This window comes from Acinetobacter portensis (assembly GCF_010646905.1).
Lineage (GTDB): Bacteria > Pseudomonadota > Gammaproteobacteria > Pseudomonadales > Moraxellaceae > Acinetobacter > Acinetobacter portensis.
In genome coordinates, this window is record NZ_JAAARQ010000002.1 from 2,902,544 (window position 1) to 2,928,180 (window position 25,637).

Genomic DNA, 25,637 nt, shown 5'->3' on the forward strand with positions numbered 1-25,637 from the left:
AAGTAGATAAGTCATGCTGTTTTTACTGTGCATTCATTTATATAAAAATAAAATACACTATGCGTTCTTTTATTAATATTTATGATAAATATATGGTAATAAAGATTCTTTAATACTAGTAATAGATGTATTTAAATCTTTTATTATTTCATGTAGCTCTTTAAGAAAGTTTTCCCTCAATACCACATCCGAGATATCCCAATCCTCGAAAAGCAGATCTAAGCTATCAATAAATTCAAATAAATCAGAAACATTTTTATCATAATCATCCATTTTTTGTTTCAATAAAGTATTATTTTTATACGTAATAATAATATTAATTAAACTTTTGATATAATTACTATCATCCATAATATCTATAAACCCAATCCTAAAATCACTAATATTTAATTGATTTTTCTGGCAAAAATCATCCATAAAAACATAAATAGATGCATCTAGTTTTTCAATTTTCAATATTATCGTATCAAGCTTAAAGTAGATTTTTGTTGAAATATCAGACGATACTTCACTGCCTTTTTGTTTTCGCCATAGATTCGCAATATATAAAGCAACTCCTGCCCCTGTAAAAGTAGCTGTAGCACTCGCAAAACTTCCAAATACATCCCAATTTATTGTCCCCACAACGCCCCTACCTTAGCACTTTTACAAATATAAAATTATTATCATTACTTATACTAGAAAATAAAAGAGCCCCGAAAATTTCAGGGCTCTTTTATCTCAAAACTTAATTCAAACCTAATTTTTCAGCGACATAATCAGCATCTTTATCACCACGCCCCGATACGTTTACGACAATTTTCACATCTTTACCCAATTTAGGTGCTTCGCGTAAAGCCCAAGCAACAGCATGAGAACTTTCCAAAGCAGGAACAATACCTTCTACACGAGAAAGCGTCATAAAGGCATCTAAACACTCTTGATCTGTTGCTGTTGTATATTCAACACGACCTAAATCTTTCAACAAACTATGCTGAGGTCCAACACCCGGATAATCTAACCCTGATGCAATTGAATGAACAGGCAAAGGCTCGCCATTTTCATCTTCAAGCACATAACACGCCATACCATGAATTTGGCTTGGCTTACCCAAAGTTAAAGTCGCAGAATGCATGTCTGTATCCAGACCATGACCCGCTGGCTCAACACCAACCAATTTCACATTTGGTTCATTTAAAAATGCCGTAAATGCACCAATTGCATTAGAACCACCACCTACACAAGCAACCACATAATCAGGATTTGAACCAAAACGTTCATTGGTTTGAACTTTAATTTCATCACCAATAATGGCTTGAAAATCACGAACCATCATTGGAAATGGATGTGGTCCTACAACTGAGCCAATGGCATAAATATAATCTTTTGGATTTTTTAAATATTCTTCAAATGCACTATCTACCGCATCTTTTAGCGTTGCCGTACCACGTGTTACAGCAATTAAGTTTGCACCCAAAATTTTCATTTTGACAACATTTGGATGTTCTTTTTCAATATCAACCTGCCCCATATGAATTTCACATGGAATACCTACAAGCGCACATGCTGTTGCCAATGCCACACCATGTTGACCCGCACCTGTTTCAGCAATCACTTTAGTTTTACCCATATATTTGGCAAGTAAAGCTTCACCCAAACAATGGTTAATTTTATGTGCACCTGTATGATTTAGATCTTCACGTTTTAAATAAATTTGTGCACCACCTAGCTTTTCAGATAAGCGCTTTGCATGAAATAACGGACTTGGACGCCCCACATAATGCGCAAATAACTCATTAAGTTCAGTTTGAAATTCAGGGGTTTTACGAATTTCTTCATAAGCAATATTAATATCATCCATGGCTTGTTTTAAATCTGGCGGAATAAACTGTCCACCATAAGTACCAAAAAAGCCTTCTTCGTTTGGTAAAGCAATGCCATTAATTTGATGATTCATCGTAATCCCTGAATATAAAAATCTATAAAAGATGAGTAATCTTTATACTAAGACAATTTTTTTCAAAGTACTAATAAATATAAATAAAGTGACTTATAGATAAATAGAATTAACGTGCCAAATATTTGGTCATATCTTCAATGCCTTTTAATGTCATTGGATACATTTTATCTTCAAAGATTTGTTTTATTAGCCCGATAGTATGCGTGTAATGCCAATAGTTTTCTTCTTCAGGATTTAACCACGCTGTTTTTTCAAAATGTTGACGTAAACGCTGTAACCAAACATGCCCTGCTTCATCATTCATATATTCCACAGAACCACCAACAGATTGAAGTTCATAAGGCGCCATACTTGCATCCCCCACAACAATCACGCGGTAATCTCGACCATAAGTATTGAATAAATCCCAAGTATTCATTCTTGAAGATGAGCGACGGAGATTATCTTTCCAAACGTAATCGTATAAGCAATTATGGAAATAAAAATATTCGAGGGTTTTGAATTCTGTTTTGGCTGCACTAAAGAGTTTTTCACATTGCGCAATATGTGCATCCATAGATCCGCCAATATCAAACAACATTAAAACTTTAATACGATTACGGCGCTCGGGTACAAGTTGCACATCTAAAATGCCTTGTTTGGCGGTTTCACGAATTGTACCATCTATATCAAGTTCTTCTGCTGCACCTTGACGTGCAAATTTACGCAAACGACGTAATGCCATTTGCATTTGGCGGCTTCCTAGAATTTGCTCATCATCTAAATTACGATATTGACGTTGCTCCCATACTTTTACAGCAGAACGTTTACGCCCTGGCCCACCAATACGCACACCTTCAGGATGATCACCATAAGCACCAAATGGCGATGTGCCACCTGTACCAATCATTCGATTTCCACCTTGATGCTTTTTATGCTGTTCGCGCAAACGCTCTTCAAGCATTTTCATCAGCTCTTCAAGTGAGCCTGCTTTTTTAAGTTCTTCTCGTTGCTCTGGGCTAAGATGTTTTTCTATGAGTTCTAGGTCAAACCAATCTTTAGGAAGTTTATGAACTTGATTTAACAAATCATCTAAATCGAATGTTGAAATACCATCAAAATAGTCTTTCATGGCACGGTCAAATTTATCGAAATATCGTTCGTCTTTGACCATAATTGTTTTTGCGAGCTGATAAAATTCTTCTTGATCTGCAAAAAACAAACCTTCTGCAACAGCCTGATTTAAGTCAATCAGCTCTCGAGTTGAAACTGGAACACCATATTTTCTTAATGTATAAAATAATCGCACAAACATGGCGAGCCAATTCCTTTTTCAATTCAAAACAATGCGCTATATATCTAAATATCAGGCATGAAAGCATTATGCTTACTCAAACCATTATCTTAAATTGCTGATAATGAGTAAAGAATGTTTCTTGGACTGCGCTGTCACCAAATAAAAATAAAGCCTCTAAAAAGAGGCCTTATTTTTTCAAATTTTACAGTTTTTCAACCAAAATTCGATCTACATGCTTGTTACCTGTTTGCTTTTCGTGGTTTTTACGACGAATTTTAAGCACTTTATCTTCTTGTAAGTCTTGAAGCATTAATTCTACTGCCATCATTGACTCAAGTGCTAAATCTTGCCCAATCCACTTTTGCTCACCAGCATCCATTAATACAATTTCATCATTAATTTGATCATATAGGCTCATATTTCCCTCACTTCTGGCAAATTGATTACCAATTGTCTGAATATTTAATGAAGCGCAATACTATATACTGATTAATAAAAACTGCAATGCATTCTACGTTTTGAGTTTTTTTGATAGTGTCAAAAAACACGTTATATTCTAAAATTGTAAAATTAACCAAACATAAAATTTTATTCACAATACAGAAGATTAAAATGAGCCTTTATCGGAATATTAGCTTAGCATCGACTCTCATCATTACAACCATGCTTAGCACATACTCTTTTTCAAAACCCACTCAATTTTACAAACCTTATAAAAGCACTGAAACTGTTGAAAACATTCAACCTCGTCTTTATAAAATTAATGACTTAAAAGTGAATTTAACAAGTCGTATGGAGAGACCCGAATATTTAAATCAGGAAAGTATGACGACACTTTATAAAGAACAAATTGAAAGTAAATTAAAAGAAAAGAATATGCTTGCTGATGAAAATACAGCTATACCCATTAATTTAAATTTAGAAATTAATCAAAAGCGCGTATTTATGGGTGAAGGATTCTCTAGGGTTGGTAAAGAAGTCCTTGTCGGGAATTATTCAACAAGTGAAATTCAGTACAATTCCACAATCACAGCAAATAATATTGAACTTGCAAGCTACAAATCAGACAAATATGTCAGTATAGGTAATCATGGCTCTTATGCTAAGTTATTTAGAGATTTAACAGGTAAAGGCAAGCCAGAACATGAAATTATTGATGTTCAAAATTTTGCCGAGAGAATTGTGAATTCTATTCCAAAATAAAAAACCGCCTCAATTGAGGCGGTTTTTTATTCAATTCTAAAAAGAATTAAGCAGTAATTTCTTTTACAGCAGCAACAACAGCTTCAGTGGTAATACCAAAGTGTTGATATAAATCTTTCGCAGGTGCAGATTCGCCATAAGTCGTCATACCAATAACACGACCATCTAGACCAACAAACTTCCACCAGTAGTCTACATGTGCAGCTTCAACTGCAACACGTGCACGAATGGCAGCAGGTAAAACAGCTTCACGGTAAGCAGCATCTTGCTTAACAAATTCTTCAGCACATGGCATAGAAACTACACGCACACCTTCAAGTTGTGCATAAGCTTCCATTGCTAATGAAACTTCAGAACCCGTTGCAATAATAATTGCTTTCAATTCGCCTTTTTCTTTCGCAAGAACATAACCACCTTTCGCAACATCAGCAATTTGTGCATCTGTACGTGTTTGGAATGGTAAGTTTTGACGAGAGAAAATTAACGCAGTTGGACCTTCCGAACGTAACAATGCAGATTTCCAAGAAATAGAAGCTTCTACAGTGTCACATGGACGCCAAGTATTTAAGTTAGGTGTACCACGTAAAGATGCAATTTGTTCTACAGGTTGATGTGTAGGACCATCTTCACCAAGACCAATTGAGTCATGTGTGTATACATGAATTACGCGTTGTTTCATCAGTGCAGACATACGTACTGCATTACGCGCATATTCCATAAACATAAGGAATGTCGCTACGTAAGGAATGAAACCACCGTGAAGTGCAACACCATTGGCGATTGCAGTCATACCAAATTCACGTACGCCGTAATGAACGTAGTTACCAGCAGCGTCATCTTGAACGCCTTTAGCACCTTTCCAGAGTGTAAGGTTTGAACCTGCTAAATCGGCAGAACCGCCTAAAATTTCTGGAAGTTGTGGTGCAAATGCTTGAATCGCATTTTGGCTCGCTTTACGAGATGCAATTGTTTCTGCTTTTGCATTTACTTCAGCAATATAAGCATCTGCTTTTGCAACAAAGTCAGCAGGTAAATCGCCAGACATACGACGTTTAAGTTCAGCCGCTTCTGTAGGATATTTTGCAGCGTAGGCAGCAAATGTTTCATTCCAAGCAGCTTCAGATTTAGAACCTTTATCTTTTGCATCCCAAGCGCTATAAACGTCAGTAGGAATAACAAATGCTTCTTCTGTCCAACCTAAAGCTTGACGAGTTAATGCAATTTCATCATTACCTAGTGGCGCACCGTGGCAATCTTCTTTACCTTGTTTGTTTGGTGAACCTAAACCAATAATAGTTTTACACATTACTAGCGTTGGTTTAGATGTTTCAGCTTTCGCTTCTAAAGTTGCTGCACGTAATGCTTCTGCATCGTGACCATCAACTTTGATCACTTGCCAACCGTAAGCCAAGAAACGTTGTTCTGTATCGTCAGAGAACCAACCTTCTACTTCACCGTCAATTGAAATACCGTTGTCATCATAGTAAGCAATAAGTTTACCTAGACCCAAAGTACCAGCCAATGAACATGCTTCGTGTGAAACACCTTCCATTAAGCAACCATCACCTAAGAAACAATAAGTGAAATGATCAACAACTTTAATGTCATCTTTGTTGAATTGCGCTGCTAACGTTTTTTCAGCAAGTGCAAAACCAATTGCGTTTGCAATACCCTGACCTAAAGGACCAGTTGTCGTTTCAATACCAGGCGCATAGCCTAATTCTGGGTGACCAGGTGTTTTAGAATGCAATTGACGGAAAGATTTCAAATCTTCAATTGAAAGATCATAACCAGTCAAATGTAACAATGCATAATGAAGCATTGAACCATGACCATTTGATAATACGAAACGGTCGCGGTTCGCCCATTGTGGGTTTGTCGGGTTATGATTTAAAAAATCACGCCAAACGACATCAGCGATATCTGCCATCCCCATTGGAGCACCAGGATGTCCTGAGTTTGCTTTTTGCACAGCATCCATTGCTAATACACGAATTGCATTTGCAATACGACGTTCATTCAGCGGGGTTGTCATAGGTCAGTGTCCAGATAAATCGTTTAAAGAAGTTGATATGAATAAAAATTCAAAGATAGCCTTATTGTCTTAAAAAAACACCTCACCGTAAAGTGCGATAGACAACATTTATCTCTTAGATACACAAAAGGTTAAAAAACCATCCATTTATTTCAATATAAACACAGCAATTGTAAATTTAATCATCCTTTTGCTTCATCTTCATGAATCCCAATAATTTCAATTTCAAGCTTATAAATGTAGATTTTAGTCCATTATCAATTTTTCCGATGTTAATATCAGATAAAACGTCCATAAATTGAAATAATTTCATCAATTTTCGATGACTTGAACTAGTCCTAAATCGCAAGTCGTTGTACCATATTGCGTCTTTTAATTTATTAACTGTGATAGGACTTATGCGCGAGTACGCTGTATTTACCTCGGAATCTGTAAGCGAAGGCCATCCTGATAAAATGGCTGACCAAATCAGTGATGCTATTTTGGATGCAATCTTAAAGGAAGACCCATATGCGCGGGTTGCTTGTGAAACGCTTGTAAAAACGGGTGCGGTTGTACTTGCCGGTGAAATCACAACAACTGCAAATGTCGACTTTGAAGCGATTGTTCGTAATACCGTAAATGGTATTGGCTACCATCATTCAGATCTTGGCTTTGATGGTTCGACTTGTGCCATTATTAATATGATTGGTAAACAATCTCCTGAAATTGCTCAGGGTGTTGACCGTCAAAAACCTGAAGATCAAGGTGCGGGTGACCAAGGTTTAATGTTTGGTTATGCAAGCCGTGAAACTGATGTTTTAATGCCTGCCCCTATTTCATACGCACACCGCTTAATGGAAAAGCAAGCAGAACTTCGTAAACAAGGCACTTTGTCTTGGTTACGTCCAGATGCAAAAAGCCAAGTAACTTTTGCTTATGAAAATGGCAAACCTGTTCGTTTAGATGCAGTTGTACTTTCAACTCAACACGATCCGTCTATTTCTCAAGCACAGTTGAAAGAAGCTGTTATTGAAGAAATCGTGAAAAAAGTAATTCCTGCTGAAATGTTCCATGCAGACACTAAATTCCACATTAACCCAACAGGTATGTTCGTGATTGGCGGCCCTGTAGGTGACTGTGGTTTAACAGGTCGTAAAATCATTGTAGATACTTACGGTGGTATGGCACGTCACGGTGGTGGTGCATTCTCTGGTAAAGATCCATCAAAAGTTGACCGTTCTGCTGCTTATGCAGGTCGTTATGTAGCAAAAAATATTGTTGCTGCTGGCTTAGCTGACAAATGTGAAATTCAAGTTTCTTATGCAATTGGTGTTGCAGAGCCAACTTCAATTTCAGTCAATACTTTCAATACTGCTAAAGTATCTGAAGATTTGATTATTGCACTTGTACGTGAACACTTTGACTTACGTCCATACGGCATTACACGTATGCTCGACCTTATTCAACCGATGTATCAACAAACTGCTGCATATGGTCACTTTGGTCGTCAAGGTTCTGACACTGCATTTACATGGGAAAAAACAGACAAAGTGGAAGCACTTAAAGCATCTGCTGGTCTATAATCTTTTTAGATTAACCTATGAAAAAGCCTGCATGATGCAGGCTTTTTTAATGTGCTCAATTTATTTATGCTTATCATTAATCACTTGTAAAACACTTTGTGAAATAGGTACTTCCTGATGATCTGAGAAATATAAATGTGTTAATTTCAGCACAACAATAAGAGCCAAACAGGTTAATGAACAAAAGATCCAAAAACCATAAGGACTTTTTATATTATGTGAACCGCAATTCGGGCAATCTTTTTCTGCTGAAGACACCACCTGATTACAGCAACCACAATGATATTGAATAGATAACATTACATGTTCCTCCCTATTATTTTTATTTTAAATTCGTAATTACTCATATTTCATACAGCCAATCAACAATATTTGATTATTTATCGACCATCAAGTCACTATTGTTAAATCTTACACAATTACACAAATATCCCTCGCATTAAGAAATGTGTACAATCAAAAATGTAGATGGAGTAGAAAATGGTTCAATTAATTAAGAAAGGCGGCTTACGTGAAAGGGCCAACCGTAGTCGTAAATATCAAGGTTCAGAAAATACTGAAACGACTTTAAAGCCAAACACATACGAAAAAGCGCAAAAAAAAGAGGAAGCTTCCACTTCCCCATCATCAACTGAATTGCAAATAAAACCATCTAATCTTTAAAACATGACAAATGCTTCATAACACAGCACAATTGCAAAGATTAGAAATAAAGAGCCTGACAATACATCGATATATCCACCTGAACGCTGATATGCACGTTTAATTTTAGGCAAAGATAAAACCAACATTAACAATGCAAAGGTAATAAATGTTTGTATTGGAATAATAAAAGCCAATTGTGTTTTTAAATACTCACCTGCATTTGCACTCAATGCCAAAGAAAAGACACTACTAAAATAAATCAATGCTTTAGGATTGGCTAAATTTGTAAATAAACCCAATAAAAAATAGTTTTGTTGTTTTGGGACGTCTAATTCAATGTCATTTTCCAAATTGAACTTCTGTTTTAATGACTTTAAGCCACCATTTAACATTGCCCATCCCATTTTTGCGAGGAACAAACCACCAACAAACATCAATACTTGTTGAATCCATGGAAATTGATCAACCAGTACAGTAAAACCCAAGAGTGTAAGAACAACCCAAACCACAATTCCTGCTGTAATACCTAAAACAATTTTTAAAGTATTCGTGCGTGTTGTAGATGCTGAACATTTTGCAATAATCAAAACATCTGGACCGGGACTTAACTGAGCCACAAAATGAAGCAAACAAATTGTTAATAACAAAGACATATTTTCTAATTCTAGCAATGAATAAATTTAACTTTTAAATATTATACAGCCATAAAAAAGCAATATCTGTAAGGCTTTGGTGGAAAGTTAAACTTTTATATAAAAAGGCCGAGTATAAATACTCGGCTCAATATTTTTGAAATCTAAATTATTTATTTAGGATTTACATCTTTCATTTCAATTTTTTTCGCATCAGGTGTAATTTCACGTGCTTCACCATCAATAATGGTTGAATCATGTCCACCTTGATGATTTTGCATATCTTGCATTTGACGCATCATATCTGCAAATGGATTTTGACCTTGCGCCCCACCCATGCCGCCCATACCACCCATCATTCCGCCCATCATTTTATTCATCATGGCTTGTTGACGTTTCATCATTGCGTTCATCATCACTTTCTTAAAGACATTCTGAACGCCTGGAATTAAGATAAGTAACGCAATAACATCGCTAATTAGACCTGGAATTAAAAGTAAGAAGCCTGCAATAATTTTAGGTAAATTTCCAGTTAATGCTGGATTCGCACCCATCTGTCCCATTTGCATTTGCTGCATTTGTGGCATAACACCTGCTGAATATTTACGAATCATATTCAAGCCAATGAAGAAGGCAGCAACATACCAGAAGAATACATACCACATGCTACCCACGAGGTCGCCCACGCCAATCCATACAAAAACTTCTAGAATTAAGCTTGCTAATACAATAAGAAATAATTTCATGAAAATTAGTCTGATCTCAATAAAATAAATAAGGTCTGCTGATCAACTGCTTAATCACTATCAAGCTTTTTTTGATACGCTTATGTAACAATATGGGCATTCTACAATTTTTAAAGGGCTTTAATAAAACAGTAGCAACTTTATTAACAAAAAACTATAAAAGCCCCTGATATTTATAAAATTATGATACTTTAAGCTGATTTTTTTACATAATTTTCATCTTTTAGGGGAAGTATAAATGAGTATTTACTCACCACAATCAAATGAAATTGAATTTTTCAATCAAAATGAAACAGTAGTCACCAATGCAAGATTCATAGTTGAAAATCAAACATATGCAATGAATGGTGTTACATCTGTGAAACAAGGAGTAAAACCTGCAAATAGAACCGCAGGGATTATCATGGCTATTGTTGGTTTTATTCTTCTATTATCACTAAATGGTGGAAATAAAATTTGGGGAATACTTTTACTTGGAGTTGGAGTTTGGATTGCATATTCAGCCAAACCTACAGGATTAGTATTATTACAATCATCATCAGGTGAAGTTCAAGCATTGTCTAGCCAAAATTTAAATTATATATCTGATGTTGTTTCTGCCCTGAATCAGTCTATTATTCACAGAGGATAATAAGGCTAAGTAACCCAAATCAAAGAACAGGTTAAAACCTGATCTTTGATTGTTCTATATTTTCAATATTCATATCTTCTGTATCATACTTATTATAAAATTCCGTTTAACTTTAATATTGTTTATAAAAATATTCATGGCATTAATTATCGGAATTGATCCAGGTTCTCGTCTTACAGGTTATGGCATTATCGAACATGAAGGCTCAAAACTCCGTTTTGTCGATGCAGGAACAATTCGAACAGAAACAACTGAAATGCCCGAACGCCTAAAAAGAATTTTTGCAGGTATTGATCGCATTGTAAAATTTCACGGCCCAACAGAAGCAGCTGTTGAACAAGTTTTTATGGCGCAAAACCCAGATTCAGCTTTAAAACTTGGTCAGGCACGTGGTGCCGCAATTGCAGCACTAACCAATTTAGATTTAAATGTAGCAGAATATACTGCACGTCAAATTAAGCAATCAGTGGTTGGCTATGGTGCTGCAGACAAAGAACAAGTGCAAATGATGGTCATGAAGTTATTAAATTTAACTGTTAAGCCACAACAAGATGCTGCCGATGCTTTAGCCGCTGCCATTTGCCATGCACATGCCTCAGGTAGTATGAGCAAACTTGCTGTTTTAAATGCACTTGGCGTTGGTATGGCACGTGGTCGAAGCAGAGGTACTAGTCGTCGTAGATAATAGAACCTAAATTTAGCTCTGCATGAGCCTTTATTTTAAATAAAGGCTTAAATTAATTGAATAATAAAGTAATAATGTGCACATCTTAAAACCTGATAGCATAGCTACTTAAAGATAAAAATAATATTAAACATCAAAGGATAGATAAAATGAAATTTCACTTTTTATTAGCCTCATTTTCCTTATCATTGTTCAATTCAAATCATACTTATGCAGAAATATATCTCCAAAATTATGAAATACCTCAAATTGTAAAATATGGGGTAAATACCATTGTATTTATAGAACCTAAAAAAGATGCGTGTTCACAAAAAATGTGTGCTGTCGTCACACCTAAATGGAATTCTGGCGAACCTAAGAAACTCCAACTAAGAAGCCATATTGCACAATTACATGTCAATATTCGCTCTGCATCTATACTTATTGATGGTCAGGAAATTATTTTAAATACCGAAAATAGTACAACACGGAGTGAAAATTTAGATGGAAGCAATAAACTCAGCATGCAAAATCACTACGCAAATTATGACATTATCGACAGAATTTTAAGTGCTCAAGAAGCAATTATAAAAATACGTACCACCAATGGAGAAGCTGAGGCTTTAATCAAAAGCCAAGGTCAAATGAGCCAACAAGGCGAAGTATTAGAAGTATTTAAATCTAAAGTTAATTCCGAAAAATTAAAAATGGGTATTGAGTGAATGGCTCGAACTCTAAAACTTTAAATGGTGTGTAAAATCTTTCTTCATTTCACTTACTGACGGTTGCTTAGGATAAGTCGCTATCAGCATTCTTCCGCTAAAACGAATATTCTTTTTCTGGTTCGGATCAATACGAATAAAGACCAACTCATCGGGTTCATTTCGATGATTAATCTCGCAAATCATAATGGTTCTATTTCTTTCAATTACTGAAAACTTTGGAAAAGCACTTTGAACAATTTGCTTGAATGATTTGTTTTTAGATGAACTTCCATCCATTTGTGTATACATAATCAGTGCAATGCACAGCAGAACAACCACTAAAACAATTGTATATTTATCCATAACATTCCCCTATTTAAAACTAAATACAGTTTGCATTTCATTGTAATTACCAAATAATTACAATGTCTCGTTAATAATTTTGTAAATTGCCTTTGGCATATCGAAAGCTTGTAAACCACGCATCCCTTCTTTTGCTAGTTCATCCCCTGCAAGTGCATGTAAAGTCACAATTTCATGTAAAGCAATTTGCTCATTTAATTGTGCTTTTAAGCTTGCAATCATCCCAGATAAAACATCACCCATACCGCCCGTTCCCATACCTGCATTTCCTGCGGTACACATCCAAAGTTTCTCATTTTCTAAAATTAAACTTCCCGAACCTTTTAATAGCCATTGACCATCATATCTATTTTTAAGTTCATAAATTGCCTTAATTCGATCTGACTCAACATCTGTAACACTAGAATTTAAAAGTTTTGCAGCCTCACCTGGATGTGGCGTTAAATAGGTTTTTTGATTTAATTTTCGTGGATTTTCAGCCAAGAACCATAAAGCATCAGCATCTAATACAATATCTAAATCTGAATTGATCAGTAAATCAAACCACATTTTATATTGCTGTTTAGCCCATTCATCTCGACCTAAGCCCATACCAAAACAGACTGCATCTATTTGTGATAATAAAGTCCGAACATCCTCTTTGCTTAGGCTATTTATATCTTTCAACATAATATTGGCCGCACGTGCAAGTATTGCAACATGATGCCGTTCATGACATATCACCGTCACTTTTCCCGCACCTGCTGCAAAAGCAGATTCAGCCGCCATAATCACAGCACCACCCATTTCTTCATGTCCACCCACAACAAGCACATGCCCATAACTGCCTTTATGACCAAAAGCCTGTCGTTTAGGCAAATAAATCTTTAATGGTGTAAGTTGTGCGATTGGGTGAATTTCGGAATCTAATGGAATTAAAGATATTGCTGATATTTCACCTGAATATTCTTTGGCTTTTCCTGTAAATAAACCTGCTTTTAAGCCTAAAACTGTAAATGTAAAATCGGCTTTAAATGCACATGGTAAAGGCTGTCCTGTATTGGCTTGCAAACCACTAGGAATATCAATTGCAACTTTTAAAGCTGAATGCTGATTCATCTTCGCAATAATATCTTGCCACTTTTCATCTAACTGGCGGTTTAAGCCGATACCAAATAAAGCATCAACAATACATCCATATGATTTTTGAAAATCAAATCCTGTAAATATTGGAAGATCGACTTCTTTTGCCTCAAGATAAGCGCGCTGTAAATCTGAAGATTCACCTAATTCTGCAGCATATAGATCTACCTGAAAACCATTTTGCTTTAGATACTTCGCAACAAGATAACCATCTCCAGCGTTGTTCCCTTGCCCGCAACATACAGTAATAGTCGATATGTCACGTTGTTTTAATAAAGGAATAAGACGCTGTGTAATTGACCAAGCGACCTGTTGCATCAAGCCATATGAACTATTTTGTTGCGCAAACCAACGCTGTTCCCATGCTTGAATATCGTAGCTATGATAAACTTGCTGATGCATTGTTCTTCCTTTTTATTTCATTATGACATCATCCACAGCCAGTCAAAAAATTTCTGTGAATCAACAGGATCCTGAAGCGCTCAAGGCGTGGATTAAAGCTCAAGCTTTAGAATTAGGCTTTGCTGATTGTGTCATTGCGCGTCCAGATGCTCAAGAGGAATTGCCACGTTTACAAGAATATTTAGATCGTGGTTATCATGCAGATATGAATTTTTTGGCAGAGAATTTAGAAAAACGTGCCAATCCAACACTTTTAGTACCCAATACAAAAAGTATTATTTGTGTACGCATGAATTATTTAGTTGAAACACCCAAAGCGCGTTTGGTGCCAGATGAACCCAATTCTGCCATTATTGCCCGTTATGCACGTGGACGTGATTATCACAAAACTATGCGCGGACGCTTAAAAACTTTAGCTTCACGTATTCGTGAAAAAGTGGGCGATTTTGAATCTCGCCCTTTTGCAGACTCTGCACCTGTGTTTGAAAAATCTTTAGCTGAAAATGCAGGCATGGGTTGGACAGGAAAACATACCTTACTTATCCATAAAAAATCAGGATCTTTTTTTGTTTTAGGCGAACTATTTACATCTTTAGAATTGCCTTTTGATACACCAACCACCAAACATTGTGGCTCATGTACAGCATGTATTGATATTTGCCCAACTCAGGCCATTGTTGAACCCTACATGCTCGATGCTCGAAAATGCATTGCATATTTAACCATTGAATATCAAGGCATCATTCCTGAAAGTTTACGCCGTGGTATTGGCAATCGAGTATTTGGTTGTGATGATTGTCAGCTTATTTGCCCTTGGAACAGTTTTGCAAAAACAACCCCTATTGAAGATTTCCATCCTAGACATGGTTTAGACCAAGCATCATTATTGGATTTATGGCAATGGGATGAAGCAACCTTTTTAGCCAATACCGAAGGTAGTCCACTGCGTAGAACAGGCTACCAAAGTTTCATGCGGAATATTGCTATAGGACTAGGTAATGCGCCATTTAGTTCGGCAATTATCGACAATTTAGAAAAAAATAAATTACTGCATGATGATATTGTGCAAGTCCATATTGATTGGGCAATTCAAGAACAACGCTTAAAACAACAATTTTGAAATTTAATTATTAACTTGTACTAACAATTTTCGCAGTAAAATCTTAAATTCCTATTCAGTGCAAAATTTGCAATATAGATTCATCTTAGTTGCATATTCATAACAATATACAAAAACACAAAATAAAACTTTGCGAGCATATTTGTAGGATAAGGCTGAATTTTGCAGATAAATATACATTCATAAATTTATTAAAAGAGTAAATTTAATTTTCAAAAATGATGCGAAATTTTGAAATCTTATGCCTTTGGATTCACTATTATTTCTGTATGATAAATGAAGATAAAATAATCATGGACATTTTTATGACGATTCGTAATGATTGGACGCGCGACGAAATTCAGGAATTATACAACCAACCTTTTTTAGATTTGGTTTTTCAAGCACAACAAGTACATCGCCAGAATTTTCCTGCAAATACAGTTCAGGTCAGCACATTACTTTCCATAAAAACAGGTAAATGCCCAGAAGATTGTAAGTATTGCTCACAATCTGCACGTTATGATTCAAAATTAGAAGCAGAAAAACGCATTGCTGTCAGCAAAGTGATTGAAGAAGCCAAACAAGCCTTAGATGCAGGCTCTACTCGCTTTTGCATGGGTGCTGCATGGCGTAACCCACATGAACGTGATATGCCTTATGTTTTAGAAATGGTGAAAGAAGTTAAAGCATTAGGACTTGAAACATGTATGACACTTGGGATGCTTAATCAATCTCAGGCGGAACGTTTAAAAGATGCAGGCTTAGATTATTACAATCATAACTTAGATACATCTCGTGAATATTATTCAAATATTATTAGTACACGTACTTTTGATGATCGCTTAACCACCATTGATTTTGTACGTAATTCAGGTATGAAAGTATGTAGTGGCGGTATTTTAGGCTTAGGTGAGCATCAAAATGACCGCGTAGGTTTGTTACATGAACTTGCGACCCTGCCTATTCACCCAGAATCTGTTCCTATCAATATGTTAGTGCCAATTGAAGGCACACCTTTAGCGAATGTTGAAAAGTTGGATGTGACCGAATGGATTCGTAGCATTGCGGTTGCGCGTATTATTATGCCAAAAAGCTATATTCGCTTATCTGCAGGTCGTGAGTCTATGTCCGATTCAGATCAGGCACTTGCATTTATGGCAGGTGCAAACTCGCTATTTTCAGGTGAAAAACTTTTAACCACACCCAATGCAGGTAAAGGTAAAGATAAAATTTTATTTGAAAAGTTAGGAATAAATGCTGAAAAAGCAAAACCAACTGTAAAAGAATTGAGCATAGATGCCATGTCTGCTTAATGCTTTTCTCAGCATTCTATGTTTTAATAGACTTAGTATGAGATGAGCCTCTTACAGTATTTAGACTTAGATTCTAAATACGACTAGCCCCTAACCATGGGGCTTTTTATTGTCTCGAAAATAATAACTATCTTCTTTTTCAAATTCAGGGGAAATTAAATGGATATCAAAAATAAGATTCTCAATTGCTTTGCAATAGCCTTTATTTCTCTGTTATTTCTATTCGCATTTACTTGGATTATTTTTGATTTTCAAAATTCAGCCAATGCCTTAAAAGACACTTGGAGTATTGTTAGCTCCCTTTTTGGTGGGATATCAACATTAGTTGCTGCCTATACTGCTGTACTTTTATTTACAGATTGGAGAGATAACCATAATGCAAATATTAGAAAAACCCTTATCGAAGAGGCTTTAAATTCCTGCAATTTACATGAATCTAATATATTTAACTCTATAGAAAAAATTGCATCTTTTAAAGAAAAACTTCAACTTGAAATAAAATTTCAAAAAAGCTTCACAAAAAAAAATTTATTCAATCCCACAAAAAGATTGGACGATATATTACTACCCATTCAAGATAGTCATTCTTCATTTTTGTGGGGGAAAAACATTATATGGAAGCATCTATTATGTTTAGAAGATAAAGTGCCTAATGAAATTAATATTTCTGAAGTTATTGAAAGACTACAAACAGACTCAAGAAATATATCTAACATTTATCTAGAAATAATCAAAAATACAAATATCCAAATAAAAATTAAAAAAACAGATGAACTAAACTCAATGCTTGCCAACTATTTAAGCTTTATTAATTGTGATATTTATTTACCTCTTTCATCTCATAGATTCGAAAAATAGCTAAATTTTTACATAATATTTAACTCTTACTTGTGCTGTTAAACAAAGAAACCCACTATAAACGTGGGTTTCTTCACAACCAAAATGCTTAACGTCTTGCCATAAAAGCCAAACGTTCAAGCAATTGAACATCTTGCTCATTCTTAATTAACGCACCATACAACGGCGGAATAGACTTGGTTTTATCTGCATTACGCAAAATATCTTCAGGCATATCATCAGCCATCAACAAACTTAACCAATCTATTAATTCAGATGTTGAAGGTGGTTTCTTTAAACCTGGAACTTTACGTAGTTGAAAGAAAATTTGTAAAGCTTCATTCACCAATGTCGCTGAAATATTCTTGAAATGTACATCAATAATTTCACGCATAGTTTCCTCATTTGGAAACTCAATATAATGAAAGAAACAACGGCGCAAGAATGCATCAGGCAATTCTTTTTCATTGTTTGAGGTAATAATCACAATGGGACGCTGAGTCGCAGTAATCGTTTCACCTGTTTCATAAACATAAAAAGACATTTTGTCGAGTTCGTGCAACAAATCGTTTGGAAACTCAATATCCGCTTTATCAATTTCATCAATTAATAAAACACAGCGCTCTTCACTCGTAAAAGCTTCCCAAAGCTTACCGGGTTTGATGTAGTTTTTAATATCATAAACTCGATCATCCCCCAACTGACTATCACGTAAACGTGAAACAGCATCGTACTCGTACAAACCTTGCTGTGCTTTGGTTGTAGACTTAATGTGCCATGTCATCAGCTTTAAACCAAGGCTCGATGCAACCTGCTCTGCAAGCAACGTTTTACCTGTCCCCGGCTCACCCTTAACCAAAAGTGGTTTTTGTAAACTACGCGCAGCTTTTACTGCAAGCTTTAAGCTGTCTGTAGCAATATATTGATCTGTACCTGAAAATTGTTGCTTATCGACCGACATGACTGAACCTTATTTTTTTTAATTTACAGTGGCAAATCTTTTTTACTTAATTCGATTTCTGTTTTGTTTGAGGTGTATTTCGACCATAAATAGCCAATAATTGCCCCTAAACCAATCACAAACAGAATAAGTGATAAATTCAACCAAATAAGTGGTGAATCTTTAGTTAGCACACCAAAAAGCACACCAAAAACAGCAGGTGCAATAGATGCATTATTACCATCCGATGCTGTTGGTGTAAGCAATAGAGCAAATAATACAATCCAACTCATACCGCCTAAAAGCTTAGGCAGTCGAATTGCAATACCATACCAACATGCCAAAACAATCACACTACCCAATAAATAAACGGTAATTGCAATCATTCCTTCAGGAATTGCGTCTAACATTGAAAGAAAACTATCCACAGCACAACTCCCTAGTTGAATTAAGCACCACGTAAACCTTCAGGTGCAACAGCATTTGGATCAATTAATCCTTCTGGCGGCACTTGAATAAAAAAGCCTTTTGTATTAATAGAATCCATTACATGCAAAACGTTAACACGTGCAAGTTTACGAGATTCACTTAACTCCAAATCCATTACAAATGTTGCACGACCAAATGCAGGACGCATCGGTTCAGGCAAAACTTCTAAAGGATCATTTGTTTCAGCTTGGTTTTCGCTTACTTCAGGACGAGCAATGTAAAGATACATTTCATCTTTCTTGCTAGATTTGTAGATTGAACACAACATATTCGAATTAATACCCATATAATGCACGATAAAGCATACAACAAAAAAAAGACCGATACATTAACGATTATTAACGCATCAGTCTAGATTTTGTATAAAAAGAAAGAGTTTGAACAGTTTGCGTATGTTTTATACAGAAACTTTCATTTGAGTTGATAAATAATCCACATCATTATGCAATGCATTAATTAATGGCTTGGTTAACAAATCGTATCGCCATCCTAACAAATAGTATGGCAAATCTTGTTCATCATTTTTAAACACAATGTGTTTATATAAAGCATTGAACCACTTTTTGCGCAACAACACTTCTTTAGGAATCGTTGTTTCTAAGGTAACACGGTCAATAATAGCATCTAACTTATCTGAAACTTCTTTAGAGGAATGACGAATAGGTCGAGCCATTCTTAGCGGCCATTCTTCCTGAGGTGGTAAAAATTTCAATAAATCGATGATGGTTTTACCATGCTCACGAATAATATTCGGACGAATTTGTTTTATATTCGCCAATAAAAAATTATTCTTAGGATTATTCTCCACCAAATCAATCATCGTTGCATTTTTTAAAATAAAACTACGTGGTTGATTCAAGGCTTTCGCCATTTGCTCGCGCCACACGGCCAAATGTTGCAATTGCATAAGCTGACGGCGTGAATGTCTGTAATTACCAATATCTGTATACAAAAGCTCTGTGGGCAATTCTGTACCAATTTCTTGGGTCAAATTACGGCAATCTTCTAAAGCAAAAGAAAGAATATTCTTAGATGTTAATTCGGTCTGAATTTTATCTGAAAGCTGCATGATATAAAGCACATCATTTGCTGCATAATTCAGTTGTTCCGTCGTCAATGGTCTTGCTAACCAATCGGAGCGCGTTTGATCTTTATCAATATCAATATTCAAAACCATTTTTAATGCATTTTGATAGCTTACTTGTAAGCCATGCCCTAAAAATGATAAGCCAACTTGGGTATCAAAAACGTTGGTTAAATTTTTATTTTGCGCATAATGATAAATTAAGTCGATATCTTCACTACATGCATGAAAAATGTTTTGTTTTGCGTTAAATAATTTATTCCAAAAGTCGGACAGTTCTAATGCTGTTCCATCGAGTAGATAAACCTGACCATTTACATTTATTTGAAAAACACCAAGTTTTGGCCACAAGGTATCTACTTTAATAAACTCGGTATCAAGTCCGTAAGTATTGCATTGACTCATTAATGCTAAAACATTTTCAAAGTCTTTTTGTTGTTGAATAAACTGAAACATAACGACGAGATTTAATTAGCGATTCTCTTCATCGTATTGTAAACAATAAATATAATTTAGCTATATGAATAATTACAAAATATCGTATTTTTATTGTTATTTACCGTGAATATTCACATTTTAATTTTCTATTTATACTTAAAAGCTCTTAATCAAAACATATTTTATACCCATCGATATATTCTGAATTAAATGAAATAAACTTCGTAAAGCTTATTTCATTTGCATACGATTATGAACAGCTTGGCTGAGTGTATGACTATCGACATATTCAAGCTCGCCACCTTGCGGTACGCCTTGTGCAATACGTGTCATATGTACAGGTAAATGCTTTGTCGCTTCTACCAAATAATGCGCAGTTGCTTGACCTTCAACGGTTGCATTGGTAGCAAGAATCACTTCTTTAACCTTACCATCGCAGAGTCTTTGTACCAAGTAAGGAATACCAATTTCGTCTGGACCAATGCCATCAAGCGGTGATAAATGCCCGCCCAAAACATGATATTTACCTCTAAAGCTACCACTTTGTTCAATTGCCATTACATCTGCAGGCGATTCCACTACACATAACAAATGCTCATCTCTTTCATGAGATACGCAGATATTACAGATTTCATCTTCCGTAAGTGAATGACAAATTGAGCATTCATGAATATAACTTGTAGCTTCATTCAAAGCATGTGCCAAACCCACCGCGCCCTCTTTATTTTTCATAATGAGGTGTAATGCCATACGTTGAGCCGATTTTGGCCCAACGCTTGGCAAAATACGCAGTGCTTGTACAAGTTGATCAAAACGATCACTAAACACTGAGGCTATTCCTTAGAACAAGCCAGCTAAACCTGGTGGTAAACCCATACCAGAATTTGCAGCTTTCATTTTTTCTTCAGAAACAGCTTCTGCTTGACGTGCAGCATCATTCATTGCAGCAGCAATTAAGTCTTCAATCATGTCAGCATCATCTTGAAGAAGTTCAGGATTAATCTCGATACGCTTTACCACATTGCGGCAAGTCATTGTTACTTTAACCAAGCCACCGCCTGCTTCTGCATGAACTTCAGTTTGGGCAAGTTCTTCTTTTGCCTTTTTCATGTTGTTCGCAACTTCTTTTTGCATGCGCTGCGCTTGCTGCATTAACATATTTACGTTCATAAAAAACTCCGAACAAATCTTAAATTAAATCTAAACCACGACTGATGTCGGCAATAATATCATCAATATCTTCTAAACCAACAGATACGCGAATTAAACCTTCACGAATTCCCGCAGCTTCTTTTGCTTCAGGTGAAAGTTTACCGTGAGTTGTGGTTGCAGGATGAGTAATTGTCGATTTTGCATCACCCAAGTTACCTGTAATAGAGATAAATTGTGTATTGTCGATGACTTTCCAAGCACCTTCTCGACCGCCTTTCGCTTCAAAAGATACAATACCGCCAAAACCTGTTTGCTGTTTCGCTGCAAGTTCATGACCTACATGCTCAGGCAAACCTGCGTAATATACTTTTTCTACTTTAGGATGTGCATTTAAAAATTCAGCAAGTTTTTGCGCACTTGCAGAATGTTCACGCATACGTAAACGTAAAGTTTCTAAACCTTTTAAGAATACCCATGCGTTAAATGGACTCATTGATGGCCCTGTTGTGCGTACATAACCAAATACTTCTTCAAGCAATTTGTTATTTCCTACAACTGCACCACCTAAAGCACGACCTTGACCGTCTAAATATTTCGTTGCTGAATACACCACTAAGTCAGCACCAAATTTGATGGGTTGCTGTAATGCAGGTGTACAGAAGCTATTATCAATCGCAAGTAATGCACCGTTGGCATGCGCAAGATCTGACAATGCTTGAATATCTGCAATTTCAGACAATGGATTCGATGGAGACTCTACAAATAACAATTTAGTTTCAGGCTTAATTGCATTTTCCCATGCATTTAAATCTGTTAAATCTACAAAAGTTACTCCCACGCCAAACTTAGCAACATATTTTTCAAACATTGCTATTGTTGAACCAAATACAGCACGTGAACAAATCACGTGATCACCTGTTTTAAGGAATGACATTGCAACAGCCATAATTGCAGCCATACCAGAACTTGTTGCTACCGCACGTTCCGCACCATCAATTGCAGCTAAACGTTTTTCAAACATTGCTACTGTAGGATTGGTAAAACGTGAATAGATATTTCCAGGTTCTTGTCCTGAAAATTTAGCCGCAGCTTCAGCCGCATTTTCATAAACAAAAGATGAAGTTAGGAAAATGGGTTCTGCGTGTTCACCCTCGAAACTACGCGTATGTCCTGTGCGAATTGCTAAAGTTTCTAATTGGTATTGACTGTCGTCTTGTTGGCTCATTTCAATTAATCAGTCTGTAGACTGCCTTTGTAAACAATTGCCAACATTTTGAGCGTCTAAGGTCTTTATGGTCAAGGTATAATATTGAAATATTGTTTAGTCTTCGTTCAAATCGGCATCTCATTTGATAGATTTTTATATGAAAGCATTAAAATTAATACTCGATAATCAAAGTGAAAAATTAAAGAATCTATCTATTCGTGTATTTAATCGAAAATCTTTGGTTCAATCTGAACAGACGCCTTATGAAATCATTGATGAATATCAAAATACCAAAATTCGCTATTACGCATCTCCAAATAAAAAATACAAAGAACCTTTAGTCTTTATTCCACCTTTGGCGGTTAGCACAGCAATTTACGACTTACATCCGCACAGGTCTTTAGTTCAATACTTTCAAAATCAGGGTTTCGATCTTTATTTACTTGAATGGGATCGTTTCAATTACAGTCATCATTCACTTAATTTTTTATATTTTATTGATGATTTAATTCCAAACTGTATTGAACGCATTCAAAAGCATGCTCAAGTCGAGGATCTTTCAATACATGGATGGAGTATGGGAGGTGTATTTGTCACGCTTTATACGGCGCTTCATCGACCTCAATATGTTAAAAATTTAATTGTTTTAGGTAGCCCGATGAATGCTCACAAATCTGGTAAAATTGGTAAACTTTTCGATATTACACATCAATTTTTAAATAAAAAATCTAAACTTCAAAGCCTATTTTTAAAAGAAAATATCGCAACCCAATATATTCATACTCCTGGAATCATTAATTCTATTGGTTTCAAATTAATCAATCCAAAGTCTTGGCTCGACAGCAAAATACAGCTTTTAAAAAATTTGGGTGATGCCCAATTTTTAACTGAAAATGCCACAATGTCGCAATTTTTAAATCATATGATTGATTACCCAGGTGGCGTGAACAAAGACATGATTTTGAATCTTTGGTTAAAAAACCCACTTAAAGATGGTCATATACAATTAGTCGATAAGCTCATCGAATTAAAAAATATAGACTGCTCTGTCTTTATTGGCGCAGGAGATAACGATCAAATTGTTTCAGAAGCCGCAGCCAAGCCTTTAATTGAATTGACAAATAGTAAAGATGTCACGTTTACTCTCATTCCAGGCGGGCATTTAGGCTTAATGTCGAGCCAAAAAAGTGCTGAACAATTTTGGCCAAAACTTTCAAATTGGCTTGCACTCAGATCTACACAGATATAGGGAAACATCATGATTCAATCAGTTGCATTTATTGGTTTAGGCGCAATGGGCTACAGAATGGCAGCACATCTTCCTAAGCATTTCGACACAGTTTATGTTTGGAACAGAAACTTTGAAAAAGCCAAGCAACATGCAATTGAATATGGCACCCAAGCTGTAGAACTTCAACAAGCGGTACAAGCCGATATTATTTTTTCATGCTTACCTACAAGTAAAGATGTTGAAAACATAATTGCAGGTGTTCAATTAAAAGCAGGGGCAATTTGGGTCGATTGTACAAGTGGCGTACCTGAATCTGCCAAACAACTTGCAGAGCAATTAAAAGAACAACATGTTGCCTTTTTAGATGCCCCTGTTAGCGGACAAACCATTGGTGCAGAAAATGCAACGCTCACCGTAATGATTGGCGGTGATGAAACTGCGTATGAGCAAGCATTACCTGCAATACAAGCTTTTGGAAAACTTATTAAGCATGTTGGAACATCAGGTGCTGGTTTTGCCGTAAAAGCCGTCAATAATATGCTACTTGCTGTTAATTTATGGTCAGTAGCGGAAGGTTTTACCACACTAAAAGCCCATGGTGTAGATTTAACGGAAGCCTTAGATTGTATTAATGCATCAAGTGGTAAAAGTGGCGTAACAGAAAATGTATTGGCTCAACGTGTGTTAAATAGAAGTTTTCCTTTAACTTTTGCTCTACCACTGCTTGCAAAAGACACAGGAATTGCTTTAAATTTAGCCCAAGAAGTTAAATTACCTACGCCTCTTTTGAGTTTGACTCAAAACCTTATACAAACAGCAAACCTAACTGCTGAAGCAGATGCAGACTTCTCCGCTGCTGTAAAGTTGTATGAATCATGGAGCAAAATTACAATTAGCTAAAGTCCTGCCATTGATTAATACGCATCAAACGTATTACTTTGATGTGTATTAACGATAAGCAATCACCAAGGATACTCTTATGAAGAAGTTAACCATTGCAGCCATTGCAAGCCTTACAACTTTAATTGGGGTAAATACTGCTTTTGCTTCTGAACAAGAATGCAAAAAACTGAAAAATGATTCAGATGTGATTTATGCATCTAAAGGTTTCTGTTTTAAAGATCCTGAAGCAAAATCTCGCTTTAATGACAATGCCGATTGTTATACAGATAAACCAAAATTTTCTGAAGCAGAGCAAAAAAAGCTTGACGCCATCAAGGATCGTCAGAAAGAATTAAAATGTAATTAATTACATTCACAATATTCAATCAAGGAGTCAAAATGGCTTACGATGACCAAAACATTTTTGCAAGAATTCTTCGTGATGAACTACCTGCCATTAAGGTTTATGAAGATGAATATGTTCTTGCATTTATGGACATCATGCCTCAAGCCGATGGTCACACATTGGTTATTCCTAAATCTCCAGCAGAAACATTATTAGATTTAGACCCAGAAGCGGCTGCATATACCATCCAAATTGTTCAAAAAGTTGCAAAAGCAATTGAAAAAGGTTTGGATGCGAAAGGCATTGTTCTTATGCAACTTTCTGGTTCTGCTGCAGGTCAAACTGTTCCGCATGTTCACTTCCATTTAATTCCAAGCTCAGTTCATGAACTTGGTAAACATGCATTACAAATGGGTGATCAAGAGAAAATTAAAGTCTTGGCTGAAAAAATTAAAGCAGCACTTTAAATTTCGAATTGAAAAAGGAGCTTTTTAGCTCCTTTTTTTTGCATCTAAATACCTAAAATAAATAAGGAATTATCCTAAATACAACCCTTCTAGAGCTTAATTTCAATACTTATCTTTTAATATTTCTGCAATAAATCCTTAATCTTACTGACTTATTTGTCATCAATACTAAGCTCAAATGAAGTGCAGTTGTTACATAAAAATACTTCTGCTGACTATTTT

At 35.7% G+C, this 25,637-nt stretch carries 30 protein-coding genes; 13 read left to right on the plus strand and 17 right to left on the minus strand.

Annotated elements, in window-relative coordinates:
* Nucleotides 1–72: 72 nt before the first annotated feature.
* From GTK57_RS13675 to GTK57_RS13690, 4 genes are all read right to left on the minus strand, one after another.
* Nucleotides 73–624: a hypothetical protein gene (locus GTK57_RS13675; protein ID WP_163124199.1), complete on the minus strand. Its 552-nt coding sequence runs from the start codon at nucleotides 622–624 to the stop codon at nucleotides 73–75.
* Nucleotides 625–727: 103 nt separating this feature from the next.
* Nucleotides 728–1,936: a tryptophan synthase subunit beta gene (trpB, locus tag GTK57_RS13680; RefSeq protein ID WP_163124201.1), complete on the minus strand. Its 1,209-nt coding sequence runs from the start codon at nucleotides 1,934–1,936 to the stop codon at nucleotides 728–730.
* A gap of 109 nt (nucleotides 1,937–2,045) precedes the next feature.
* Complete coding sequence (locus GTK57_RS13685; RefSeq protein WP_163124204.1) at nucleotides 2,046–3,233, minus strand: vWA domain-containing protein; 1,188 nt, start codon at nucleotides 3,231–3,233, stop codon at nucleotides 2,046–2,048.
* A gap of 184 nt (nucleotides 3,234–3,417) precedes the next feature.
* A complete protein-coding gene (locus tag GTK57_RS13690) occupies nucleotides 3,418–3,633 on the minus strand; it encodes a hypothetical protein (RefSeq protein WP_152873567.1) in 216 nt (71 codons plus the stop codon).
* 194 nt (nucleotides 3,634–3,827) lie between these two features.
* On the opposite strand from GTK57_RS13690, the gene GTK57_RS13695 reads away from it, so the two are divergent.
* A complete protein-coding gene (locus tag GTK57_RS13695; protein WP_163124207.1) occupies nucleotides 3,828–4,418 on the plus strand; it encodes a hypothetical protein in 591 nt (196 codons plus the stop codon).
* Between the two features lie 46 nt (nucleotides 4,419–4,464).
* On the opposite strand, the gene tkt is transcribed toward GTK57_RS13695, so the two are convergent.
* Nucleotides 4,465–6,453 carry a transketolase gene (gene tkt / locus GTK57_RS13700; RefSeq protein ID WP_163124210.1) on the minus strand — a complete coding sequence of 663 codons (1,989 nt, stop codon included), beginning with the start codon at nucleotides 6,451–6,453 and terminating at the stop codon, nucleotides 4,465–4,467.
* 398 nt (nucleotides 6,454–6,851) lie between these two features.
* On the opposite strand from tkt, the gene metK reads away from it, so the two are divergent.
* Complete coding sequence (gene metK, locus GTK57_RS13705) at nucleotides 6,852–8,018, plus strand: methionine adenosyltransferase (protein WP_152873564.1); 1,167 nt, start codon at nucleotides 6,852–6,854, stop codon at nucleotides 8,016–8,018.
* Between the two features lie 60 nt (nucleotides 8,019–8,078).
* On the opposite strand, the gene GTK57_RS13710 is transcribed toward metK, so the two are convergent.
* On the minus strand, nucleotides 8,079–8,318 hold the full coding sequence (locus GTK57_RS13710) for a hypothetical protein (protein WP_152873563.1): 240 nt from the start codon (nucleotides 8,316–8,318) through the stop codon (nucleotides 8,079–8,081).
* Nucleotides 8,319–8,498: 180 nt separating this feature from the next.
* Here GTK57_RS13710 and GTK57_RS13715 point away from each other — a divergent pair, with 180 nt between their 5' ends.
* Complete coding sequence (locus GTK57_RS13715) at nucleotides 8,499–8,681, plus strand: hypothetical protein (protein ID WP_163124213.1); 183 nt, start codon at nucleotides 8,499–8,501, stop codon at nucleotides 8,679–8,681.
* On the opposite strand, the gene GTK57_RS13720 is transcribed toward GTK57_RS13715, so the two are convergent.
* Nucleotides 8,678–9,316 (minus strand): LysE family transporter, encoded by a 639-nt coding sequence (locus tag GTK57_RS13720; RefSeq protein ID WP_152873561.1) that lies wholly within the window; start codon nucleotides 9,314–9,316, stop codon nucleotides 8,678–8,680. The genes GTK57_RS13715 and GTK57_RS13720 overlap by 4 nt on opposite strands.
* A 152-nt stretch (nucleotides 9,317–9,468) precedes the next feature.
* Entirely contained in the window at nucleotides 9,469–10,041 is a 573-nt protein-coding gene (locus GTK57_RS13725) for an FxsA family protein (protein ID WP_163124216.1), read from the minus strand.
* A gap of 238 nt (nucleotides 10,042–10,279) precedes the next feature.
* On the opposite strand from GTK57_RS13725, the gene GTK57_RS13730 reads away from it, so the two are divergent.
* From GTK57_RS13730 to GTK57_RS13740, 3 genes are all read left to right on the plus strand, one after another.
* Complete coding sequence (locus GTK57_RS13730) at nucleotides 10,280–10,672, plus strand: DUF6232 family protein (RefSeq protein WP_163124219.1); 393 nt, start codon at nucleotides 10,280–10,282, stop codon at nucleotides 10,670–10,672.
* A gap of 136 nt (nucleotides 10,673–10,808) precedes the next feature.
* Nucleotides 10,809–11,357, plus strand: a complete 549-nt coding sequence (gene ruvC, locus GTK57_RS13735; protein ID WP_152873559.1) for a crossover junction endodeoxyribonuclease RuvC — start codon at nucleotides 10,809–10,811, stop codon at nucleotides 11,355–11,357.
* 149 nt (nucleotides 11,358–11,506) lie between these two features.
* A complete protein-coding gene (locus GTK57_RS13740) occupies nucleotides 11,507–12,058 on the plus strand; it encodes a hypothetical protein (RefSeq protein WP_163124222.1) in 552 nt (183 codons plus the stop codon).
* A 12-nt stretch (nucleotides 12,059–12,070) separates the two neighbouring features.
* On the opposite strand, the gene GTK57_RS13745 is transcribed toward GTK57_RS13740, so the two are convergent.
* A complete protein-coding gene (locus GTK57_RS13745) occupies nucleotides 12,071–12,403 on the minus strand; it encodes a hypothetical protein (RefSeq protein WP_163124225.1) in 333 nt (110 codons plus the stop codon).
* Nucleotides 12,404–12,460: 57 nt separating this feature from the next.
* Nucleotides 12,461–13,927 (minus strand): NAD(P)H-hydrate dehydratase, encoded by a 1,467-nt coding sequence (locus GTK57_RS13750; protein WP_163124227.1) that lies wholly within the window; start codon nucleotides 13,925–13,927, stop codon nucleotides 12,461–12,463.
* Between the two features lie 22 nt (nucleotides 13,928–13,949).
* On the opposite strand from GTK57_RS13750, the gene queG reads away from it, so the two are divergent.
* The 3 genes from queG to GTK57_RS13765 all read left to right on the plus strand — a co-directional run bounded on the left by queG (nucleotide 13,950) and on the right by GTK57_RS13765 (nucleotide 17,200).
* A complete protein-coding gene (queG, locus tag GTK57_RS13755) occupies nucleotides 13,950–15,047 on the plus strand; it encodes a tRNA epoxyqueuosine(34) reductase QueG (RefSeq protein WP_199287347.1) in 1,098 nt (365 codons plus the stop codon).
* Nucleotides 15,048–15,352: 305 nt separating this feature from the next.
* The gene (bioB, locus tag GTK57_RS13760) at nucleotides 15,353–16,342 is read left to right on the plus strand and encodes a biotin synthase BioB (protein ID WP_163124230.1); all 990 of its coding nucleotides are present in this window, start codon (nucleotides 15,353–15,355) and stop codon (nucleotides 16,340–16,342) included.
* Between the two features lie 159 nt (nucleotides 16,343–16,501).
* Nucleotides 16,502–17,200, plus strand: a complete 699-nt coding sequence (locus GTK57_RS13765) for a hypothetical protein (RefSeq protein ID WP_163124233.1) — start codon at nucleotides 16,502–16,504, stop codon at nucleotides 17,198–17,200.
* Nucleotides 17,201–17,288: 88 nt separating this feature from the next.
* Here the strand turns inward: GTK57_RS13765 and GTK57_RS13770 are convergent, their stop codons facing one another.
* The 7 genes from GTK57_RS13770 to GTK57_RS13800 form a co-directional block, all read right to left on the minus strand.
* Nucleotides 17,289–18,140, minus strand: coding sequence for an AAA family ATPase (locus GTK57_RS13770; protein WP_152873552.1), 852 nt, complete (start codon nucleotides 18,138–18,140; stop codon nucleotides 17,289–17,291).
* Between the two features lie 23 nt (nucleotides 18,141–18,163).
* Nucleotides 18,164–18,547, minus strand: a complete 384-nt coding sequence (locus tag GTK57_RS13775) for a hypothetical protein (protein WP_163124236.1) — start codon at nucleotides 18,545–18,547, stop codon at nucleotides 18,164–18,166.
* A gap of 20 nt (nucleotides 18,548–18,567) precedes the next feature.
* Nucleotides 18,568–18,876 (minus strand): YcgL domain-containing protein, encoded by a 309-nt coding sequence (locus tag GTK57_RS13780; RefSeq protein ID WP_163124787.1) that lies wholly within the window; start codon nucleotides 18,874–18,876, stop codon nucleotides 18,568–18,570.
* A gap of 129 nt (nucleotides 18,877–19,005) precedes the next feature.
* The gene (locus tag GTK57_RS13785) at nucleotides 19,006–20,148 is read right to left on the minus strand and encodes a ribonuclease D (protein WP_163124239.1); all 1,143 of its coding nucleotides are present in this window, start codon (nucleotides 20,146–20,148) and stop codon (nucleotides 19,006–19,008) included.
* Between the two features lie 213 nt (nucleotides 20,149–20,361).
* The gene (gene recR / locus GTK57_RS13790) at nucleotides 20,362–20,958 is read right to left on the minus strand and encodes a recombination mediator RecR (protein ID WP_163124242.1); all 597 of its coding nucleotides are present in this window, start codon (nucleotides 20,956–20,958) and stop codon (nucleotides 20,362–20,364) included.
* Nucleotides 20,959–20,970: 12 nt separating this feature from the next.
* Nucleotides 20,971–21,300, minus strand: a complete 330-nt coding sequence (locus GTK57_RS13795; protein WP_163124245.1) for a YbaB/EbfC family nucleoid-associated protein — start codon at nucleotides 21,298–21,300, stop codon at nucleotides 20,971–20,973.
* A 19-nt stretch (nucleotides 21,301–21,319) separates the two neighbouring features.
* Nucleotides 21,320–22,507 (minus strand): O-succinylhomoserine sulfhydrylase, encoded by a 1,188-nt coding sequence (locus GTK57_RS13800; RefSeq protein WP_152873549.1) that lies wholly within the window; start codon nucleotides 22,505–22,507, stop codon nucleotides 21,320–21,322.
* 139 nt (nucleotides 22,508–22,646) lie between these two features.
* Between GTK57_RS13800 and GTK57_RS13805 the strand changes: the two genes are divergently transcribed.
* The 4 genes from GTK57_RS13805 (at nucleotide 22,647) to GTK57_RS13820 (ending at nucleotide 25,415) form a co-directional block, all read left to right on the plus strand.
* Nucleotides 22,647–23,738: an alpha/beta fold hydrolase gene (locus GTK57_RS13805; RefSeq protein ID WP_163124247.1), complete on the plus strand. Its 1,092-nt coding sequence runs from the start codon at nucleotides 22,647–22,649 to the stop codon at nucleotides 23,736–23,738.
* 9 nt (nucleotides 23,739–23,747) lie between these two features.
* On the plus strand, nucleotides 23,748–24,620 hold the full coding sequence (locus GTK57_RS13810; protein ID WP_163124250.1) for an NAD(P)-dependent oxidoreductase: 873 nt from the start codon (nucleotides 23,748–23,750) through the stop codon (nucleotides 24,618–24,620).
* Between the two features lie 79 nt (nucleotides 24,621–24,699).
* Nucleotides 24,700–24,969 (plus strand): YARHG domain-containing protein, encoded by a 270-nt coding sequence (locus tag GTK57_RS13815; protein WP_152873546.1) that lies wholly within the window; start codon nucleotides 24,700–24,702, stop codon nucleotides 24,967–24,969.
* Nucleotides 24,970–25,001: 32 nt separating this feature from the next.
* Complete coding sequence (locus GTK57_RS13820; protein ID WP_163124253.1) at nucleotides 25,002–25,415, plus strand: HIT family protein; 414 nt, start codon at nucleotides 25,002–25,004, stop codon at nucleotides 25,413–25,415.
* Nucleotides 25,416–25,637 lie beyond the last annotated feature (222 nt).

What these genes read in the sequence shown, in the direction of transcription:
- GTK57_RS13805 (WP_163124247.1), top strand. Translation starts at nt 22,647, where the DNA reads ATGAAAGCATTAAAATTAATACTCGATAATCAAAGTGAAAAATTAAAG.
- GTK57_RS13765 (WP_163124233.1), top strand. Translation starts at nt 16,502, where the DNA reads ATGGATATCAAAAATAAGATTCTCAATTGCTTTGCAATAGCCTTTATT.
- GTK57_RS13720 (WP_152873561.1), bottom strand. Translation starts at nt 9,316, where the DNA reads ATGTCTTTGTTATTAACAATTTGTTTGCTTCATTTTGTGGCTCAGTTA.
- GTK57_RS13750 (WP_163124227.1), bottom strand. Translation starts at nt 13,927, where the DNA reads ATGCATCAGCAAGTTTATCATAGCTACGATATTCAAGCATGGGAACAG.
- GTK57_RS13820 (WP_163124253.1), top strand. Translation starts at nt 25,002, where the DNA reads ATGGCTTACGATGACCAAAACATTTTTGCAAGAATTCTTCGTGATGAA.
- queG (WP_199287347.1), top strand. Translation starts at nt 13,950, where the DNA reads ATGACATCATCCACAGCCAGTCAAAAAATTTCTGTGAATCAACAGGAT.
- GTK57_RS13745 (WP_163124225.1), bottom strand. Translation starts at nt 12,403, where the DNA reads ATGGATAAATATACAATTGTTTTAGTGGTTGTTCTGCTGTGCATTGCA.
- GTK57_RS13725 (WP_163124216.1), bottom strand. Translation starts at nt 10,041, where the DNA reads ATGAAATTATTTCTTATTGTATTAGCAAGCTTAATTCTAGAAGTTTTT.
- GTK57_RS13710 (WP_152873563.1), bottom strand. Translation starts at nt 8,318, where the DNA reads ATGTTATCTATTCAATATCATTGTGGTTGCTGTAATCAGGTGGTGTCT.
- GTK57_RS13780 (WP_163124787.1), bottom strand. Translation starts at nt 18,876, where the DNA reads ATGTTGTGTTCAATCTACAAATCTAGCAAGAAAGATGAAATGTATCTT.
- GTK57_RS13690 (WP_152873567.1), bottom strand. Translation starts at nt 3,633, where the DNA reads ATGAGCCTATATGATCAAATTAATGATGAAATTGTATTAATGGATGCT.
- GTK57_RS13770 (WP_152873552.1), bottom strand. Translation starts at nt 18,140, where the DNA reads ATGTCGGTCGATAAGCAACAATTTTCAGGTACAGATCAATATATTGCT.
- GTK57_RS13815 (WP_152873546.1), top strand. Translation starts at nt 24,700, where the DNA reads ATGAAGAAGTTAACCATTGCAGCCATTGCAAGCCTTACAACTTTAATT.
- GTK57_RS13715 (WP_163124213.1), top strand. Translation starts at nt 8,499, where the DNA reads ATGGTTCAATTAATTAAGAAAGGCGGCTTACGTGAAAGGGCCAACCGT.
- GTK57_RS13695 (WP_163124207.1), top strand. Translation starts at nt 3,828, where the DNA reads ATGAGCCTTTATCGGAATATTAGCTTAGCATCGACTCTCATCATTACA.
- GTK57_RS13740 (WP_163124222.1), top strand. Translation starts at nt 11,507, where the DNA reads ATGAAATTTCACTTTTTATTAGCCTCATTTTCCTTATCATTGTTCAAT.
- GTK57_RS13800 (WP_152873549.1), bottom strand. Translation starts at nt 22,507, where the DNA reads ATGAGCCAACAAGACGACAGTCAATACCAATTAGAAACTTTAGCAATT.
- metK (WP_152873564.1), top strand. Translation starts at nt 6,852, where the DNA reads ATGCGCGAGTACGCTGTATTTACCTCGGAATCTGTAAGCGAAGGCCAT.
- GTK57_RS13730 (WP_163124219.1), top strand. Translation starts at nt 10,280, where the DNA reads ATGAGTATTTACTCACCACAATCAAATGAAATTGAATTTTTCAATCAA.
- GTK57_RS13810 (WP_163124250.1), top strand. Translation starts at nt 23,748, where the DNA reads ATGATTCAATCAGTTGCATTTATTGGTTTAGGCGCAATGGGCTACAGA.
- bioB (WP_163124230.1), top strand. Translation starts at nt 15,353, where the DNA reads ATGACGATTCGTAATGATTGGACGCGCGACGAAATTCAGGAATTATAC.
- ruvC (WP_152873559.1), top strand. Translation starts at nt 10,809, where the DNA reads ATGGCATTAATTATCGGAATTGATCCAGGTTCTCGTCTTACAGGTTAT.
- tkt (WP_163124210.1), bottom strand. Translation starts at nt 6,453, where the DNA reads ATGACAACCCCGCTGAATGAACGTCGTATTGCAAATGCAATTCGTGTA.
- trpB (WP_163124201.1), bottom strand. Translation starts at nt 1,936, where the DNA reads ATGAATCATCAAATTAATGGCATTGCTTTACCAAACGAAGAAGGCTTT.
- GTK57_RS13795 (WP_163124245.1), bottom strand. Translation starts at nt 21,300, where the DNA reads ATGAACGTAAATATGTTAATGCAGCAAGCGCAGCGCATGCAAAAAGAA.
- GTK57_RS13785 (WP_163124239.1), bottom strand. Translation starts at nt 20,148, where the DNA reads ATGTTTCAGTTTATTCAACAACAAAAAGACTTTGAAAATGTTTTAGCA.
- GTK57_RS13685 (WP_163124204.1), bottom strand. Translation starts at nt 3,233, where the DNA reads ATGTTTGTGCGATTATTTTATACATTAAGAAAATATGGTGTTCCAGTT.